We start from the raw sequence: 17112 nt of genomic DNA on the forward strand, positions 1-17112 counted from the left end.
GTGAGCCCGTAAAACGTAACGTGATTCATATCATCAAGGAATATCCTGACCGTTATGCGATCCTTTTTTCGTAACCGTCTGATCGCCGGTAATTCTGCCCGGGGAGTGCTGGTGTTGGCGCTGCTGGTGACCAGCCCTGGTCAGTCATCGCCAGTGTTTGCCATCGATACAGACGTCAAGGGCGTGCGTAGTGAGCTGGCCACCAATATCCGCAATTATCTTCAGTCTCTGAATATTCCCGAAAACGCCGGGACGCAGAGCTATAGCGCCGAGGTCATCCAGCGAGTGAAGGATGCACTGAAACCTTATGGCTACTATGAACCTGACATTTCGGTCAGCTTTCAAAACCGTGAAAAGGTGACGGTCGAGGTGGATCACGGCGAGCCCGTTCGCATCCGCTCGGTCGTGGTTCGCGTTGAAGGGCCAGCCGAAAACGATGAGCCGTTTCAGCAGGCACTAGAGGCCAGTCCGCTGACAGAGATGGAAGGCAGGCGGCTTCTTCACACGCCCTACGACACACTCAAATCGCGTTTGACAGCGCTGGCACTGGAGCGGGGTTATTTCGATGCCCGCTATCGCCAGAGCCGTATTGAGGTGCATCCGTGGGAGCACGCGGCCTACATCTCGCTGGTATTCGAAAGCGGCGAACGCTATCGGTTTGGCGATATCTTCGTTACCGGTAGCCAGATCCGGGAAGACCGTCTGCGCAGGATGGCACCGTTTGATCCCGATGACCGCTATCTGGCCACGGACGTGGCGCGCTATAGCCAGCGTCTTGGCGAGTCGGGCTGGTTTCGAAGCATCAGCGTTCGCCCTCGACTTGAGGAGCGTTCCAGCCGTACTCCTTCTCCGAGGGTAACCTCGTCACCCGATGCCCGTATTGAAAATGAAAACGGTCAGTCCGAGCAGCAGACCTTCATGGACAATCTGAGAGCTCGGGAGAGGCCGCAGCGCGCCACCGTTCCCATCGATGTGAGTGTTACACCAGAAGACCGTCACAAGTTCGAAACCGGTATTGGTTATTCGACGGACGTGGGACCGCGGGTCAACTTTGGCTGGAACATGCCATGGCTCAATGACCGGGGCGACAGTCTCAACAATGATCTGGTGCTGTCAGGGCCTGAACAGACCCTGACGGGCGAGTACAACGTGCCGCTGGCCAACCCGGCGCGTGATAATTACTACATGCGTTATGGCTTCAAGAATACCGACCGCACCGAAAGCGACACCCGCAGCTTTGAAAGCTCGGTATCGTTTGGCCGTGAATGGCGTTTTGAAAATGACTGGATACAAAACGCCTATCTGCGTACCACCTATGAAGACTTCACCCAGGGGGATGAAGAAGACAAGGTGTTGCTATTCATTCCCGGCATGAGCTGGTCGCGTACCCGTACGGACAATACCCGATTTCCCATGTGGGGCGATCGACAGGACATTCTGGTAGAAGGCTCAAGCGATGCCTGGGGATCGGATGCCAACTTCCTGCGCACCCGGCTCGACAGTCAGTGGATCAGAAGTCTCGGACCCGACAACCGTTTCGTGGGCCGTGCGACCGTTGGGGCCACCAGTACTGATGATTTCAGCAAGGTGCCGCCCTCGCTGCGCTTTTTCACCGGTGGTGACAGCAGCGTCCGCGGTTATGAATATGAAACCATTTCGCCTGAAAACAGCGATGGCGATCTGCTGGGTGGCAAGCACCTGCTGGTCGGCTCTCTGGAATATCAGCGGCAGGTGGCCAACAACTGGTGGGCGGCCACTTTCGTGGATGCCGGCAACGCTTTCAACGACTGGTGGCCGGATCAGCTCAAGACAAGCGCAGGTGTAGGCCTGCGGTGGATTTCACCCGTTGGGCCGGTTCGCGTGGATATTGCCCATCCCTTTGATAGTGAGGAAAACTCTTGGCGTCTGCATTTCGGCATCGGTCCCGAGTTTTAATGTTGCTGCCTCGCGCTATCCTCTGGATAGTCGTGACACTGATAGCGCTGGTTCTGATTGTGGCAGGCGTTGTTCTCTCCCCGTGGGGGACCTCGAAGCTGCTCGAACAGGCGCAGTCCCGCGGCTTCATCACCTATGATCACGCTGAGGGTGCGCTGCTGGATGATTTTACGATCCAGGGGCTGCATCTGGATCTGCCCGCGCTTCGACTCGATGTGGATCAGTTCGCTCTGCACTGGAGCAGTGACTGCCTGCTGCGCGGTCGATTGTGCATGGATCAGCTACAGGTGAGCGATGTGGATGTCGTCCTGCGCGGTGGTAACAGCGAGACGCAGAAGGCCGGCAACGATGATTCGACCATGAGTCGACTGGGGACGCCGCTGCCTGTCGAGGTGCGCGATCTGCGTCTGGACGATATCCATGTGCGTCTGGCTGACGGCACACGTGTTGAGCTGGGCCATTTTCACACCAGCGCCGTGCTGGAAGGCAGTCATCTCACTCTGGGAGAAACACGTCTGGAAGACAGCCGCGTGGTGCTTGCCTCAACGCCCGGCCTTGATCAGCCGGATCTTCTTGATTCAAGTGTGGACGTTCGCGTGGCGCGACGCGTTGTACGCCCCGACATGATTACGGGCGAAGCGATCGCCTCGGCACAAACGATTGCAGCCTCGGCACCTCCGGTGCTGCTGACCGATGACGCGACCACGGTGCTGTCACAGGGCGCCGTTGAAGGGGCCATGAAGGTCGCCAGCCCCGAGCCACCCACCGTGCTGGAAACGCTGGCCGAGCTTGGGCAGAAGCCACTGGCCAACCCGCTGATCGACATCATCGGCAAGACAGACGATCAGGAGCGCATCGTCATGCCCGAGATCACGCTGCCACTGGATATCGATGCTGAAGATGTCGCCATTAACCGTGTAAGAGTCGACGGCGAGACACCGATTGTGGTGCATCAGCTGGCGTTGGCCGTTCAGACCCGGGAATCTGACATCGATCTGCAACAGCTGACGCTCGATTCCTCTGTCGCGCGGGCATCCATGAGTGCCAAGGCGTCGCTCAAGGATGATTATCCACTGACCCTGTCACTGGCGGCCGACATTCTGCAGGCACCAGCCCGGGGCGAGCATGTCGAGGTTGACGCTCACGGCGCACTTTCCGATCTGAATCTTTCCGTTAACGCCAGTGGCCCCGTTAACGCCGCCCTGAGCGCACATGCTGATGTTCTCGCGCCGAATCTGCCGTTCAGGCTACAGCTTTCCAGCCCGCAGGTGCGCTGGCCGCTCGAGGAGACGCCCGGTGTGGCGCCCTGGCTTGCCCGCGATATCGCTGTCAATGCCGAGGGTTCGCTGGATGGCTATCAGCTTGGCGTGGGCGCTCACGTGGAAGCGCCGAACATCTCGCCGCTGGATATCCGTCTTGACGGTGATGGTGATATCCGACATTTCAACTGGGCGCCGCTGGCCGTCACGACAGGCGATGGCAGGGTGGAAGCCAGCGGTACGGCAACCTGGTCACCCGCTCTGGATGTGAATTCATCGCTTGATTTCAACAATCTGCGGTTGGAGGACTTTACCGATGCCGTTACTGGACGCCTCAACGGAAAACTGAGCGCCGGTTTTCATCAGCAGGGCGAGGCGTGGCGCGTTGAGCTTCCCGAGTTTGCCATCAAGGGAACACTGCAGGGGCGGGCGCTTTCCCTGCAGGGCCGCTTGAACGGTAACAGCAACATGCAGTGGCATATCGATCAGCTGGACCTGCGACAGGGCAGCAATCGGATCTCTGCCAGTGGCGATATCGGCGATCGACTGTCCCTGAATGCCGACATTTCGGCACCGGCGCTGGACACGATCCTGCCGGAGCTGGGCGGCAGTGCCAACGGTCAGATCAGGCTTGCGGGAACTCTGGATAATCCGGCCGGCAACGTTGATCTTCGAGGACAGGGACTTCGCTATCAGAATAATCGCATCGGTGCATTTCGGCTGATGGCAAAGGGACAGGGGATCGACAATCCGAGCTTCAATGTCGATCTCGATGTCAGCGACATCAGCGCCGTCGATCAACGGATTCGTCGCGTGAGTACGACGCTGAACGGCACGCTGAAGCAGCATCGGATGACGCTGGACATCGACGGTGGTGATGGCCTGCCGGTCAGCCGCGTGGACATGGCACTGGAGGGCGGCCTGGATCAGGTTGCGCAGCGCTATACCGGTACGATAACGCCTCTGGAGGTCAGTGCCCCACAGGGTGGCGATATTGCACTGGAGGGGCCGCTCAGGTTTACGGCGTTGCTGGATCAGTCCAGCGTGACGGCAGGTCCGTTCTGCCTGGTTCGACGACAGGGCGGTCGGCTGTGTTCCGTGGAAACGCTGCAGGCCAGCGCCGACAGCGGACGTGCTGCGCTGCGTCTGTCCGATATCGATCTGGCGCTGGCCAACGATTATCTTCCGCCTGAATGGCGTCTTGCCGGCGGGCTCGAAGGAGATATCAACGCACAGTGGTCCCAGGCGGGCAGCCGGTGGAATGTCGATACCGATCTGAGCAGCCAGGTGGATGTCCGCGGTCAGAATGCCCAAGGGCAGCCGTTTTCGTTGCCACACCTCGGCCTTCAGCTGAATGCCGAGGCCACTCCTGACCGGGCGCAGGCGCGCATCGACATGACGCTGCGTGATGCCGGCTCGGTTCGTCTCAATGCCGACATTGGCGATCCACTCGGCAGTCGAACGCTGGCTGGTCGTCTGCAGGTCAACGGCGTGACCCTGTCGCCCTATACGCCATTGGTCGCCGCCCTGAACGAACTGCAGGGGCAGCTCAACGGTGATGTGGCCCTTGCCGGTACGCTGATCGAGCCTCGTCTCAATGGCAGCATGGCGCTCAGCGATGTTCGCGCCCGTGGTGATCAACTGCCGGTCAGTCTGGATGATGCTCGCGTGGCGATGAATTTCCAGGGCGACCGCGGCACGCTGGATGGGTATCTGCAGGTCGGCAATGCCCGCTGGAACCTTGATGGCAATGCCAACTGGCCAACGACCGAGAACTGGCAGGCCAATATGGCGCTGCGCGGTGGTAACTCACCGCTTGAAATCCGCATGCCGGAGTTCGGGCGTCTTAGGGTTGCGCCCGATATCCAGGTAGCTGCTAATCCGCAGCGTCTGGATATCAATGGCGACGTGCGCATCCCATGGGCGCGTCTCGAGATCGGACAGATTCCGGCATCCGCCGTCAAGCCGTCCTCTGATGAGGTGATCGTCACCCGCGAGGAGTATGAAGCTCGCCAGCAGAAGATGGCCACGGTCGAGGCGGGCAACGACATTGATCGCCAGCTGGCATGGGCCAACACCCAGGATCTTGAAGCGGCGGGTATGGAAGTCAACGTCGGCGTCAATATTATCGTGGGCGATGACGTTCAGCTGGCAGCCTATGGTCTGAATGCCAACGTGAAAGGTCGGCTCAACGTTCGCCAGAGCGCCAGCCAGCTCCAGCTCTTTGGCGATGTGGCTCTCGAAGATGGCCGTTTTCAGGCACTGGGGCAGGATTTGTTGATTCGTCGTGGCCAGGTACTGTTCAGTGGCCCGCCCGGACAGCCCTATCTCAATATCGAGGCCATCCGTAATCCGGATAATACGGCCGATAACGTGATTGCCGGCCTGCGAGTCACCGGACCCGCGGATCAGCCGGAGCTTGAGATCTTCTCCGAACCGGGCATGAACGAATCGAGGGCGCTCTCCTATCTGCTGCGCGGGCGCGCCCCGGATGCCAGCGGCGACAGTGACGGCATGCTGACCTCGGCCCTGATCGGACTGTCGCTATCCAGAAGCGGCAAGGCGATCGGCCAGCTGGGCGAGAGCTTCGGTATCGACGACCTGTCGCTGGATACTTCCGGCAGCGGCGATGAAAGTCAGGTCGTGGTCAGCGGTTATCTCTTTGATGACCTGCAGGTCAGCTATGGCGTAGGGCTTTTCTCCTCGATTGCCGAGCTGACCCTGCGCTATAAGCTGATCCAGAACCTGTATCTCCAGGCCGTTTCGGGGGCCAATCAGGCGGTTGATCTCATCTATACCTTCAGTCTGGGGCGGACACCGGACAGTCCAAATTGAGACGAAACGGGGCGAGGGGGCTTGTGTTTTCCTCCGCTAGCCCCGATAAACAATAGCCTGTTAACGTTTACGCTGATTCGATAACCGATGGGAGGCACCATGCTCGGATACGACAGGACGCGTATGCCCAGCGCGGAAGAAGCGCTGGCAGGTCGGGAGACGCCCATGCCGATAAGCGGTGTCCATCATGTCAATGATCGCGACATCACGGCGGCGCCCGAAGGCCTTGACGACATTGTCCTCGGGCTGGGCTGTTTCTGGGGCGCCGAACGTCTTTTCTGGCAGCTGCCGGGCGTCCGGGTTACGGCGGTTGGCTACGCCGGCGGCTATACGCCCAACCCGACCTACGATGAGGTCTGCACTGGCAGGACCGGCCATGCTGAAGTCGTGCGGGTGGTGTTCGATCCGTCAGAAATCAGCCTGGCGGAGCTGCTTAAAACGTTCTGGGAAGCGCATGACCCGACCCAAGGGATGCGTCAGGGTAACGATATCGGCAACGAATATCGCTCCGTGATCCTGGTGCACAACGAACAGCAGCGCGAGATTGCTCGTAAAAGTCTCGAGGAGTATGAACAAGCGCTGAAGCAGAGCGGCAAGGGAGCGATCACCACGCAGATTGCCTCTCTCGAAGTCTTCTACTACGCCGAGGAGTATCACCAGCAGTATCTGAGCAAAAACCCCATGGGGTACTGCGGTCTCAAGGGTACTGGCGTCAGCTGCCCGATCTGATGGGCAGGTCATGGGCGTGGTCAGTCGAGTGGCTGATTGCGCCCCAGAGGCTGCACCTGCTGGCGTCTTCCGGGCACACAGCGCCAGTTTTCAAGCTGCTGTGCCACACGTCTTGCAAGCCAAGGGCGCAACAGTCCCTGGCGATATTCAATGAATCCGACATGCCCGCCGTGTTCGGCCATTTCAATCCGGACACTTCTGGACGGCATCGGCAGGCGATCCAGTAGATGTCTGGGCATCAACGGGTCGTCGGCGGCATGCAATATCAGCGTCGGGAGTTCGATACGATGAAGCATGAACCCTGACGACGCTCGCTGATAGTAGTCCGTGGCGGATCCAAAACCGTGCAGCGGTGCCGTGACTTCATTATCGAAGGCCCAGAAGGTATCCAGCTCTCTGAGCTTTTGTACATCGAGATGATCCAGACTGCCGTCCTCCAGATGGCGAATGACCTTGCGCTTCATGGATTTGAGGATATGACGCTGGTAGCAGCGGACAAAACCGATATTGATGGCATCGGCCGAGGCCGCGAGATCCAGTGGCGGGCTGATGGCAATGGCGCCGGCCAGATCAAGCCCGTCGCCTCCCTGCTCTGCGGCCAGCTTGAGCAGCACATTGGCGCCCAGAGACACGCCTACCGCCACCTTCAGGGCATTGGGATAGCGCCGGGTCAATTGAGAAAGCATCCAGTAGGCATCGGCCGTCTCACCGGCGTGATAGCTCCGCGGATAGCGATTGGGCACGCGTCCGCAGCCGCGAAAATGCATCAGGACGGCACGCCAGCCCATATTGGCTGCCGTGCGCATGAGCATGCGCGCGTAGGGCGAATCAATGGAACCTTCCAGTCCGTGAAAGAGCACCATGATCGGCGCTCTGGCATCCTTTGGCGCAGGCTGCGTCCAGCTGAGCTCCACGACATCGTTGTCGGGTAGCGTCAAGAGTTCGGTGTCAAGACGAACCCTGTCGCGTGGCAGCAGCAGCGGCAGCAGAGTCTGGATGTGTGGATTGGCCAGCCCGCGCGGGGGGCGAAAGTCGGCCTTCTGGATCATGCCCGACATGTTGACTCTTTATGCCAGCAAACGATGAGCGTCAGTTATCACCGAGAGCCGGCAGCAGGTCAAGACATGTCGTGTGTATTGATGTGACCCCTGCCGGACCCGTGCGTTCATGGATCAGTCTGTCTCGAGACCAGTGATCCGAGATTGGTATCTCTGAAAGCGAATGCCGTTACCGAAGTCGAAAGGCTTCAGCTTCTTCATGGTTGGTCACGGTGCACTCCAGATCCTTGACCAGACCGTTGGCCAGGCTGTAACACCAGCCGTGAACGCTGACGGGCTGGTCCCGCTCCCAGGCACGCTGCAGGATCTTGGTCTGACACAGATTGGACACCTGTGCTCTGACATTGATTTCGCACATGCGGTTGACCTGCTCATCAAGCGACAGATCCGCCAGACTTTCCTGATGCTGGTGATACAGGTTGCGAACGGTATTGAGCCAGTAATCGACAATGCCGTTGTCACCACCGGTAACGGCGGCCTTGACACCGCCGCAACCGTAGTGACCCACGATCATGATGTGCTTGACCTTGAGGACGTCAACAGCGAACTGAATGACGGAAAGGGCGTTCATGTCATTGTGATGCAGCACGTTGGCCACATTGCGATGGACAAACACCTCTCCCGGCGGAAGGTTGATGATCTGGTTGGCAGGCACCCGGCTATCCGAGCAGCCGATCCATAGAAAATCGGGGTTTTGCTGATCCGAAAGACGTCTGAAAAAGTCAGGGTCGTTTTCGACCATCTGATCGGCCCAGAGCCGATTCTGCTCGAGAAGCTGCGAAATATCCTGACAACTCTTGTGATCACACATCGTTTTTTACGGCCTTTTCAATGAACAACATAGAGAATGGTAAACACGCCAGAACGGCCATGGCGCACACTCATGTGATAGCATCATGACCCATTATTCCCGGGGCAGGATTCCAACGGAAGCGCCTTCGTTTCAAATATTTTTCAGCGGGAGCAACAACCGTGTCGCAATATGATGTCGATCTTTTTGTCATCGGTGCAGGATCAGGTGGTGTCAGGGCTGCTCGCACCGCAGCCGGCAAGGGCGTCAGGGTAGCCATCGCCGAGGATCGATACCTGGGCGGTACCTGCGTCAATGTCGGCTGTGTGCCCAAGAAACTCTACTCCTATGCAGCCCACTTTCACGATGCCTTCGAGGACAGCCAGGGGTTTGGCTGGCATTTTGACAGTGCACCCCGTTTTGAATGGTCGGTGCTCAGGGACAACAAGAAAGCCGAAATTTCACGCCTCAACGGTATCTACGAAAAGCTTTTGATCAACTCCGGCGTGGAGCTGATTCAGGGGCGCGCCGAAATCGTTGATGAACATACGGTCACCATTAATGGTCGACATGTCAGCGCTGAAAGGATTCTGATCGCCACCGGCGGAACGCCCTGGATGCCGGAGTTTGAAGGGCGAGAGCACGTACTCTCCTCGGATCAGATTTTCGATCTGCCCACCTTTCCAAAACGGTTTCTGGTCATGGGCGGTGGCTATATTGCCGTCGAGTTTGCCAGCATCTTCAACGGGCTCGGCGCCCAGACGCATCTGGCCTACCGCGGGCCGCTTTTCCTGCGTGGTTTCGACCATGAACTGCGCGATTTCATCCGCGATGAAATGATTAAAAAGGGCGTTGACCTGCATTTTGAATCCACCATTACCCGGGTCGAAAAGCAGGACGGTGCCTATCAGGTAGCCCTCAGCAACGGCGAAACGCTGGAAGTGGACGCCATCCTCGGCGCCACCGGTCGTCGCCCGCGATTTGAAGGTCTTGGTCTTGAAAACGTCGATGTCGAACGTGAATTCGATGGCAAGCTGAAAATCGATGACCGCTACCAGACCTCCGTGCCGTCGATTCTGGCGCTGGGCGATATCATTGAAGGCCCGGAGCTGACGCCGGTGGCACTGGAAGAGGCCATGCGCCTGGTAGAGCTCCACTACGGGAGCGGCAGCGCAGAGCCCATCGATTACGATAGCGTGGCCACAGCTGTTTTCTGTCATCCCAACATGGGCACTGTCGGTCTCACCGAAGAGCAGGCCAGAGAGCAGTGCGAGAGCATTCGTGTCTACACCACGGACTTCAAGCCGATGCGTCATACGCTCTCCGGAAGTGACGAGCGCTGCCTGATGAAGCTGGTTGTCGATGACAGTACCGATCGCGTGTTGGGTGCCCACATGGTGGGCGAAGAGGCTGGTGAGTTGATTCAGGGGCTTGCCATCGCTGTACGTGCTCGCCTGACCAAGCGTGACTTTGATGCCACTATCGGCGTGCACCCCACCAGTGCCGAAGAGTTTGTCACCCTGCGCAGCGTCACGAGAACGTAACATACTGATTTATACGCTGAATTTGAAAGCCGCCTGCAGGCGGCTTTTTCTTGTCTATAGTGAATCAGGCGCCAGAAAGATCCCCAACATGATCGAAGGAAACAACAGGCGCGCCGTGCAACATAAATCATAATTATAAAATTGTGTTTTTTTAATAATCTTATGATTTGATGCTTTTATAAGTTATTGTTATCCTGCATCCCTGATTCGCCAACTGCGAAATATCCATGACACCAAACAATCAAACGACAACGGCTTCATCCGATATCTCTCATCCTGATCTGGCCGAGATGATTATCGAAGGGGAAACGCCCATTCTGGTTCGTCCGCCCGGCACTGATGACGGGTGGGGCATTTATGAACTGATCCGGGCCTGCCCGCCGCTGGACGTTAATTCTGCCTACGCTTATCTACTGCTTGCCACACAGTTTCGTGACCGTTGTGCCGTGGCGACGTTGACCGACGGCGAAATTGTTGGCTTCGTCTCGGGCTACATCAAGACCAATGCCTCGGATACGTTCTTTTTATGGCAGGTTGCCGTAGGGGAGAAGGCCAGAGGCACAGGGCTGGCGCGCAAGCTGGTCGAGACCGTTTTAAGACGTGAACACCAGGCCGGGGTGCGCCATCTGGAAACGACCATCACTCCGGATAACGAAGCGTCATGGGGGCTTTTCAGGCGTCTGGCACAGCGCTGGCAGGCACCGCTGAACAGCCGGGAATACTTTTCTGAAGAACAACTGGGTGGAGAGCACGATCCCGAAAATCTGGTACGGATAGGACCCTTCGATCCGCAGCAGATTTGATCACGACACAGCGAGTTTTTAACGAATTACCAGCCACAGGGGGAATGTTGTTAATGGATACACAGTACTTTGAACGGATGGAATCTGAAGTTCGCACTTATTCCCGCTCCTTTCCCACCATTTTTGACTGCGCCCGCGGGGCTCATCTCTGGACCACTGAGGGCACTGAATACATCGATTTTCTCGCCGGCGCCGGTACGCTCAATTACGGCCACAACAATCCGGTGCTCAAAAAGGCGTTGATGAATTACATCGAGCGTGACGGTATCGTTCACGGCCTCGATTTCTGGACGCACGGCAAGCAGGATTTTTATCAGACGCTCGAGGAGCTGATCCTCAAGCCGCGCGGTCTGGACTACAAGATTCAGCTGCCCGGTCCCACCGGCACCAACGCCGTCGAAGCCGCCATCCGTCTGGCGCGTCGTATTACCGGTCGTTCCAATATTCTGACCTTCACCAACGGTTTTCATGGCGTCACCATGGGCGCGCTGGCGACCACCGGCAACGCCAAATTTCGTGATGCGCTGGGCGTACCGGCCATGGGCGCACAGTTCATGCCCTATGATGGCTACATGGGCGAGGGCGTGGACACGCTCGATTACGTTGAAAAGGCACTGGATGACAAATCCAGCGGTCTCGACCGTCCGGCAGCCGCGATTGTCGAGCTGGTACAGGGCGAGGGCGGCATTAACGCAGCGTCCATTGAATGGACCCGACGGCTGGCCGAAATCTGCAAAAAACGCGACATCCTGCTGATCGTGGATGACATCCAGGCCGGCTGCGGCCGCACCGGCAAGTTCTTCAGCTTTGAACATGCTGGCATCAAGCCGGACATGGTCACCAATTCCAAGTCGCTGTCCGGTTATGGTCTACCGTTTGCCATGCTGATGATGCGTCGTGATCTCGACAAGTGGACGCCGGGGCAATATAACGGCACTTTCCGCGGCCATACGCTGGCCATGGTGACCGCCACTGAAGCGCTGCGTCACTACTGGAAAGACGACACCTTCGAGAAGGAAGTCCAGCGCAAGGGCGAGGTCATTCGCGAGCGCTTTGAAATGCTGGCCGGACTGCTCAGCGATGCCGGTCACCCGGCCAAGGAGCGCGGACGTGGCATGATGCGGGGTATCGATGTCGGCAGCGGTGAGCTTGCAGACGATATCACTCATGGCGCCTTTGAGCGCGGGCTTGTCATTGAAACCAGCGGTCAGGCAGGCGAAGTGGTCAAGTGTCTCTGCCCACTGACCATTACCGATGACGAGCTCGAGCAGGGACTGACCCTTCTTGAAAGAAGCATTCGCAGCCTCATCGAGTAATCATGCAGAGCGGGGCGGGCGCATGGCGTCTGCCTTGATAACGATGTTTGTTGATTGTGACCAGAAAAGGCAGCCGGATCGATGATCGTTCGTAACCTTGAAGAGTGCCGCAATACCGACCGCTTTGTTGAGGCCGAAAACGGCAACTGGGACAGCACGCGACTGATGCTGGCCGAAGACAACTGTGGTTTCTCCTTTAACATTACCCGCATTAAACCGGGTACAGAGACCCACATTCACTACAAGAACCATATCGAAGCTGTCTTCTGCTATGAAGGCGAAGGCGAAGTGGAAACGATTGCCGATGGCAAAAAGCACACCATCAGGGCCGGTGATATGTATCTGCTGGATCAGCACGATGAGCACTGGCTACGCGGCAAGGAAAAGGGAATGACGGTAGCCTGCGTGTTCAATCCGCCGCTGACCGGTCGCGAAGTTCATCGCGAGGACGGCTCCTACGCACCGGCCGATGATTGAACGTTCGGGATTTTTCGACGTTAACCATCAAAAAGCCTGCTCACATGAGCAGGCTTTTTTAGCGTCAAAAGCGGTGTGTCTCGAACAGCGCTGATCGAGTCTTATCGAGTTTCGGCATCCACCGGCATGTCGGAGGTCTGAACCCGACGGCTGTCCGAGGCGTTATTCTGACCGGACGGCGCTTGCGTCGACTCTGACATCGAAGTTCCGGTATCGCCGGACACGCTGCTGGAAGTCTCGGGAGGATGCGATGAAGCGCTGGGCATTTCAGATGACGTATCACTGGTTGCCGGCGATGGCGCGCCATCGATCTCGTCTTCATCAGCGGAAGAATCTTCCATGGTCTCGGCGCTGCTGTGGCGATAGTGGCGCTTGTAGACGATCTGGTATTGGTTGTTGTCACAGTGACCCACAATCTGACCTTCGGCCTGATCGGCATCCGCTGTGGGAATGACCTCAAGGGAATAGCCCATGGGTTCGACGCCGTTGGATTCGATATTTTGCGCAATCCGGTCGCGAACATCCTGGCAGGCACCGAACGCCAGCGTGGGGAGGCACAGAGTGGCCAGTGCCAGTCCAAGGGTCGAGCAACCCGACACCGTGCGTGAGAGTTTCATGACATGACTCCTGACAAGAATTATTCAATATGGTGAATATAAACCATTCTGGCATCGGTCATGTGCCAATCTACTTATCGTGTGTCAATACTTCGCATAATATATATTATGTTAAATTCTATATCTGGACAGTTTTTCGGTAACCCTTGCCGTGAAGCCTGCCTGATCATTTGTGATGTTTACCAAGGTGCGAGCCCTGCCCGATAACGTTACCATGAGCGCATATTTTTTCATGCTGTCCTGCGCTTTCAACGATGAGAACATTCAATGCCTGATGTATCCAGCCTGCTGCGCATGGCCGAAGTACGCTGTCGCGATAACGACGTGCGATTCACTCCCATTCGTCGCCGAGTGTTTGAAATCATCAGTGAGCACTCCAGCGGCCTGAAGGCCTACGAGCTTCTGGATCTCCTGTCCAGCGAGCATGCCTCTGCGCGGCCGCCCACGGTCTATCGCGCGCTGGATTTTCTGCTCGAACAGGGACTGGTACATCGCATCGAATCACTCAATGCCTATGTGGCCTGTCCGTGCCCGGATCATTCGCGTGGTTTTCAGCTCATGATCTGCCGGCACTGTGGTCTTGTCGAAGAGATGCACGATCACGACACCATGGCGCGTCTGGAAGAGACGGCTGCCGGCCATGGGTTTCGCATCGAGCGCCAGACCATCGAGCTCTCCGGCGTTTGCCAGCAATGTCAGCAGTCAGGCTGATCGCCACCGCTGCCCGTTTTTGTCCAATAACACAGGTCCCCCGTCATGTTTGATCTGCTGATCGTCAACGCTCGTGTTGTCAACGAAGGTACTATCCGCGAACTCGACGTGGGCGTGCTGGATGGGCGTATCAACGCCATTGGCACTTCCCTGTCACGCGATGCCAGAAAGGTCATTGATGCACGCGGTCGTTATCTGCTTCCCGGCATGATTGATGATCAGGTGCATTTTCGTGAGCCGGGCCTGACCCAGAAGGCGGATATGGCCACTGAGTCGGCAGCGGCCGTTGCCGGCGGTATCACGACCTATATGGAAATGCCCAATGTGAAGCCGCCGACGCTGGATAGCGATGCGCTCGAGGCCAAGTACGCACTGGCGCGTGGTCGCTCGCATGCCAACTACGCTTTCTATCACGGTGCGAGCAATGACAATCTGGAGGCCATCAAGGCCCTCGATCCGTCGACGACCTGCGGGATCAAGATTTTTATGGGGGCCTCAACCGGCAACATGCTGGTAGATGCGCCGCAGACGCTCGAGGACATTTTTGCCAACGCAAAAATTCCGGTCATCACGCACTGTGAAGACACGCCAATGATTCAGGAAAGCGAACGCCAGGCGCGTGAGCGTTTTGGAGAGCAAGTTCCCTTTTCCCTTCATGGCGAGGTTCGCTCACGCGAGGCCTGTTACAAGAGCTCCAGCATGGCGATCGAGCTGGCGCGCAAGCATGGTACGCGCCTGCACGTGCTGCATTTGACCACGGCTGATGAAATGGCGCTTTTCGAGCCCGGCCCCGTGGAGGGCAAGCTGATCACAGCCGAAGCCTGCGTGCATCATCTGTGGTTCTGTGACGAGGACTACGAGCGTCTGGGGTCCTGGATCAAGTGCAACCCGGCCATCAAGACCTCGGCAGATCGTCAGGCCATTCGGGATGCGGTCAACGATGGCCGTATCGACATCGTGGCCACCGACCACGCTCCGCACACGCTGGAAGAAAAAAACAACAGCTATTTCAAGGCGCCTTCCGGCATGCCGCTGGTGCAGCATGCCCTCTCCTCTCTGCTGGATCAGGTCAATGCCGGTCACTTTGAGCTGACCACCATTGTCGAGAAAACCAGCCACAACGTGGCGCGGCGCTTTGAGCTGGCTGATCGTGGCTTTATTCGTGAAGGTTACATGGCGGATCTGGTACTGGTGGATCTGGACAAGCGCTTTAACGTCACCCGCGATGCACTGCTTTACAAATGCGGCTGGAGCCCTTTCGAGAACACTGCGCTGCGAGGCAGTATTGATACCACCATCGTCAACGGCAGGATTGCCTGGGATGGTGAAAACCTTGCCAGCGCCCCCGCGGGTGAGCGCGTGACCTATCGTCGTCAATAATCAACGGAGCAGACAGGAACATGAGCGCATCCTCCCCTACCTACAAGGCGCTGGAGCAGGCCGAGCCCGGGACCGAAACCGGGCTTGAGACACTTCTGGACGCAGCTGGCTGGAATGATGACGGTATGATGCCGGCCATCGCTCAGCAGTTCGACAGCGGTGAAGTGCTGATGATGGCCTGGATGACGCGGCAAACGCTGGAGGAGACGCTGCAGACCGGTCGGGTCTGCTACTGGTCTCGTTCGCGTCATAGACCATGGCGCAAGGGAGAGTCATCGGGTCAGGTTCAAATGCTGAAGCAGGCCTGGCTGGATTGCGATGGTGATACCCTGCTGCTCAAGGTGGATCAGACCGGTCCCGCCTGCCATACCGGCCGACGCACCTGCTTTTATCTGGCGCTTGATGAGAAAAACGCTCGGGTGGACACTGCGCCCTTGATGTCTTTCGAGGCGCTGTATGGCAACAGCTGATGCGCTGCGTCTGCTGTTGCGGGGGCTGAAAAAAACGCTTGCCATGTTGCTGATTGCACTGGTGCGCGTTTATCAATACGGCATCAGCCCCCTGATCGGACCGCGCTGTCGTTTCTGGCCTACCTGTTCAAACTATGCGATCGAGGCCATCCAGCTGCATGGCCCGCTTCGTGGCGGATGGCTCGCCCTGAAACGGATTCTGCGCTGCCATCCCTTCTGCGCCGGCGGCGTTGATCCAGTGCCTCCCGCATCATGCCGACACTGCAGCGATCATGGCCAAGGCAATGAGCGCGCCCTGCTGCACCGGCACGACGATCAGGCCTGAAAGGTGGGCCTGTCGATGGTTGTCTCGGGTGGCTGACATTCAGCATGGCGCCTGATGGCGTCGTCACGCCTGCCGGCCTCGATGCTGCCTGCAAAATGAAATCCGCCTGAAAGCAGCTGACGCCGCCGCCACTGGTTGCCATTAAGGCCAAAGGCCACGTAAACGCCCAGACAGACAATGTTGGCCACCACATCGAGCAGGCCGCTCTTTTCCAGCGCGCCGGCTACCGACAGAATCAGGATTCCCACGATCGTCAGTGCAGCAATCCTCCATAGACGACAGCACAGGGCCCATAACGTTCCGAAAAAGAAGGCCGGCCAGTTCCAGCCCTGCTTGACCGCCTGAAGGCGTCCGTCAGCATGCTGATAAATGTCAAACTGTTTCACAAACTTATCCCTTGCTTGATCAGGGATAGCTTACGTTTGTTTGAATCACGATGCATCAGGTGTGTGCCTGCGCCGTGGTCTTGATGCGCTCCAGCATGGCGTGCAGTCCGTTGCTGCGGGTCGGCGACAGGTGTTTGTCCAGATCCAGCGCCGTCAGAAAATCGGGTGGCGTGTCGATGACCTCCTGTGGCGTGCGATCATTGTAGATGCGCAGCAAAATAGCGATCAGGCCCGATACGATGGCCGCATCCGAAATGGCATCAAAGTGCAGCTCTGCCCCCTGCAGCTCGCCATGAACCCATACATTGGACTGGCAGCCGTCGAGACGGGTGTGATCGTTTTTCCACTCGTCAGGAAAGGCAGGCAGCTGTTTGCCCAGATCGATAATGTACTGATAACGGTCCATCCAGTTATCAAACATGTCGAATTCTTCGATCAGTTCCTGCTGGGCCTCTTGCGGAGTCATGCCGGCTCCCT

16 protein-coding genes are annotated in these 17112 nt (G+C 57.6%); 11 read left to right on the top strand and 5 right to left on the bottom strand.

The annotated features are described in order from the left end of the window. Positions 1 to 54: 54 nt before the first annotated feature. From tamA to msrA, 3 genes are all read left to right on the top strand, one after another. Positions 55 to 1935 (top strand): autotransporter assembly complex protein TamA, encoded by a 1881-nt coding sequence (gene tamA, locus BM079_RS00700; RefSeq protein ID WP_090129836.1) that lies wholly within the window; start codon positions 55 to 57, stop codon positions 1933 to 1935. Continuing rightward, on the top strand, positions 1935 to 6029 hold the full coding sequence (gene tamB / locus BM079_RS00705; RefSeq protein ID WP_090129837.1) for an autotransporter assembly complex protein TamB: 4095 nt from the start codon (positions 1935 to 1937) through the stop codon (positions 6027 to 6029). Before tamA ends, tamB begins: the two co-directional genes overlap by 1 nt. Positions 6030 to 6152: 123 nt before the next feature. After that, positions 6153 to 6758, top strand: coding sequence for a peptide-methionine (S)-S-oxide reductase MsrA (gene msrA / locus BM079_RS00710; RefSeq protein WP_090129839.1), 606 nt, complete (start codon positions 6153 to 6155; stop codon positions 6756 to 6758). A 20-nt stretch (positions 6759 to 6778) separates the two neighbouring features. Here msrA and BM079_RS00715 read toward each other — a convergent pair whose 3' ends face one another. Beyond that, positions 6779 to 7816, bottom strand: coding sequence for a hydrolase (locus BM079_RS00715; RefSeq protein WP_090129841.1), 1038 nt, complete (start codon positions 7814 to 7816; stop codon positions 6779 to 6781). Between the two features lie 169 nt (positions 7817 to 7985). After that, complete coding sequence (gene can / locus BM079_RS00720) at positions 7986 to 8627, bottom strand: carbonate dehydratase (protein WP_090129843.1); 642 nt, start codon at positions 8625 to 8627, stop codon at positions 7986 to 7988. Positions 8628 to 8788: 161 nt separating this feature from the next. On the opposite strand from can, the gene gorA reads away from it, so the two are divergent. From gorA to BM079_RS00740, 4 genes are all read left to right on the top strand, one after another. After that, on the top strand, positions 8789 to 10150 hold the full coding sequence (gorA, locus tag BM079_RS00725) for a glutathione-disulfide reductase (RefSeq protein WP_090129845.1): 1362 nt from the start codon (positions 8789 to 8791) through the stop codon (positions 10148 to 10150). A gap of 290 nt (positions 10151 to 10440) precedes the next feature. Beyond that, entirely contained in the window at positions 10441 to 10953 is a 513-nt protein-coding gene (ectA, locus tag BM079_RS00730; protein WP_380059491.1) for a diaminobutyrate acetyltransferase, read from the top strand. Positions 10954 to 11006: 53 nt separating this feature from the next. Further along, the gene (gene ectB / locus BM079_RS00735; RefSeq protein ID WP_090129849.1) at positions 11007 to 12269 is read left to right on the top strand and encodes a diaminobutyrate--2-oxoglutarate transaminase; all 1263 of its coding nucleotides are present in this window, start codon (positions 11007 to 11009) and stop codon (positions 12267 to 12269) included. An 81-nt stretch (positions 12270 to 12350) separates the two neighbouring features. Beyond that, complete coding sequence (locus BM079_RS00740; RefSeq protein WP_090129851.1) at positions 12351 to 12746, top strand: ectoine synthase; 396 nt, start codon at positions 12351 to 12353, stop codon at positions 12744 to 12746. Positions 12747 to 12847: 101 nt separating this feature from the next. Here BM079_RS00740 and BM079_RS00745 read toward each other — a convergent pair whose 3' ends face one another. Then, complete coding sequence (locus tag BM079_RS00745; RefSeq protein ID WP_090129853.1) at positions 12848 to 13363, bottom strand: DUF1161 domain-containing protein; 516 nt, start codon at positions 13361 to 13363, stop codon at positions 12848 to 12850. 267 nt (positions 13364 to 13630) lie between these two features. Here BM079_RS00745 and BM079_RS00750 point away from each other — a divergent pair, with 267 nt between their 5' ends. From BM079_RS00750 to yidD, 4 genes are read left to right on the top strand one after another with little or no spacing between them, the layout of a single operon-like run. After that, entirely contained in the window at positions 13631 to 14074 is a 444-nt protein-coding gene (locus BM079_RS00750; RefSeq protein ID WP_090129855.1) for a Fur family transcriptional regulator, read from the top strand. Between the two features lie 45 nt (positions 14075 to 14119). Then, a complete protein-coding gene (locus BM079_RS00755) occupies positions 14120 to 15454 on the top strand; it encodes a dihydroorotase (protein ID WP_090129857.1) in 1335 nt (444 codons plus the stop codon). Positions 15455 to 15474: 20 nt separating this feature from the next. Further along, on the top strand, positions 15475 to 15924 hold the full coding sequence (hisI, locus tag BM079_RS00760) for a phosphoribosyl-AMP cyclohydrolase (RefSeq protein ID WP_090129859.1): 450 nt from the start codon (positions 15475 to 15477) through the stop codon (positions 15922 to 15924). 43 nt (positions 15925 to 15967) lie between these two features. Further along, a complete protein-coding gene (gene yidD / locus BM079_RS00765; protein ID WP_380059492.1) occupies positions 15968 to 16249 on the top strand; it encodes a membrane protein insertion efficiency factor YidD in 282 nt (93 codons plus the stop codon). Here yidD and BM079_RS00770 read toward each other — a convergent pair. Together BM079_RS00770 and BM079_RS00775 are read right to left on the bottom strand one after the other, a co-directional pair. Beyond that, a complete protein-coding gene (locus tag BM079_RS00770) occupies positions 16240 to 16635 on the bottom strand; it encodes a DUF2628 domain-containing protein (protein WP_175489548.1) in 396 nt (131 codons plus the stop codon). The two genes, yidD and BM079_RS00770, sit on opposite strands and share 10 nt — an antisense overlap. 55 nt (positions 16636 to 16690) lie before the next feature. Then, positions 16691 to 17101 (bottom strand): SufE family protein, encoded by a 411-nt coding sequence (locus tag BM079_RS00775; RefSeq protein ID WP_090129865.1) that lies wholly within the window; start codon positions 17099 to 17101, stop codon positions 16691 to 16693. Positions 17102 to 17112 lie beyond the last annotated feature (11 nt).

The organism is Kushneria avicenniae (genome assembly GCF_900112585.1).
Classification (GTDB): domain Bacteria; phylum Pseudomonadota; class Gammaproteobacteria; order Pseudomonadales; family Halomonadaceae; genus Kushneria; species Kushneria avicenniae.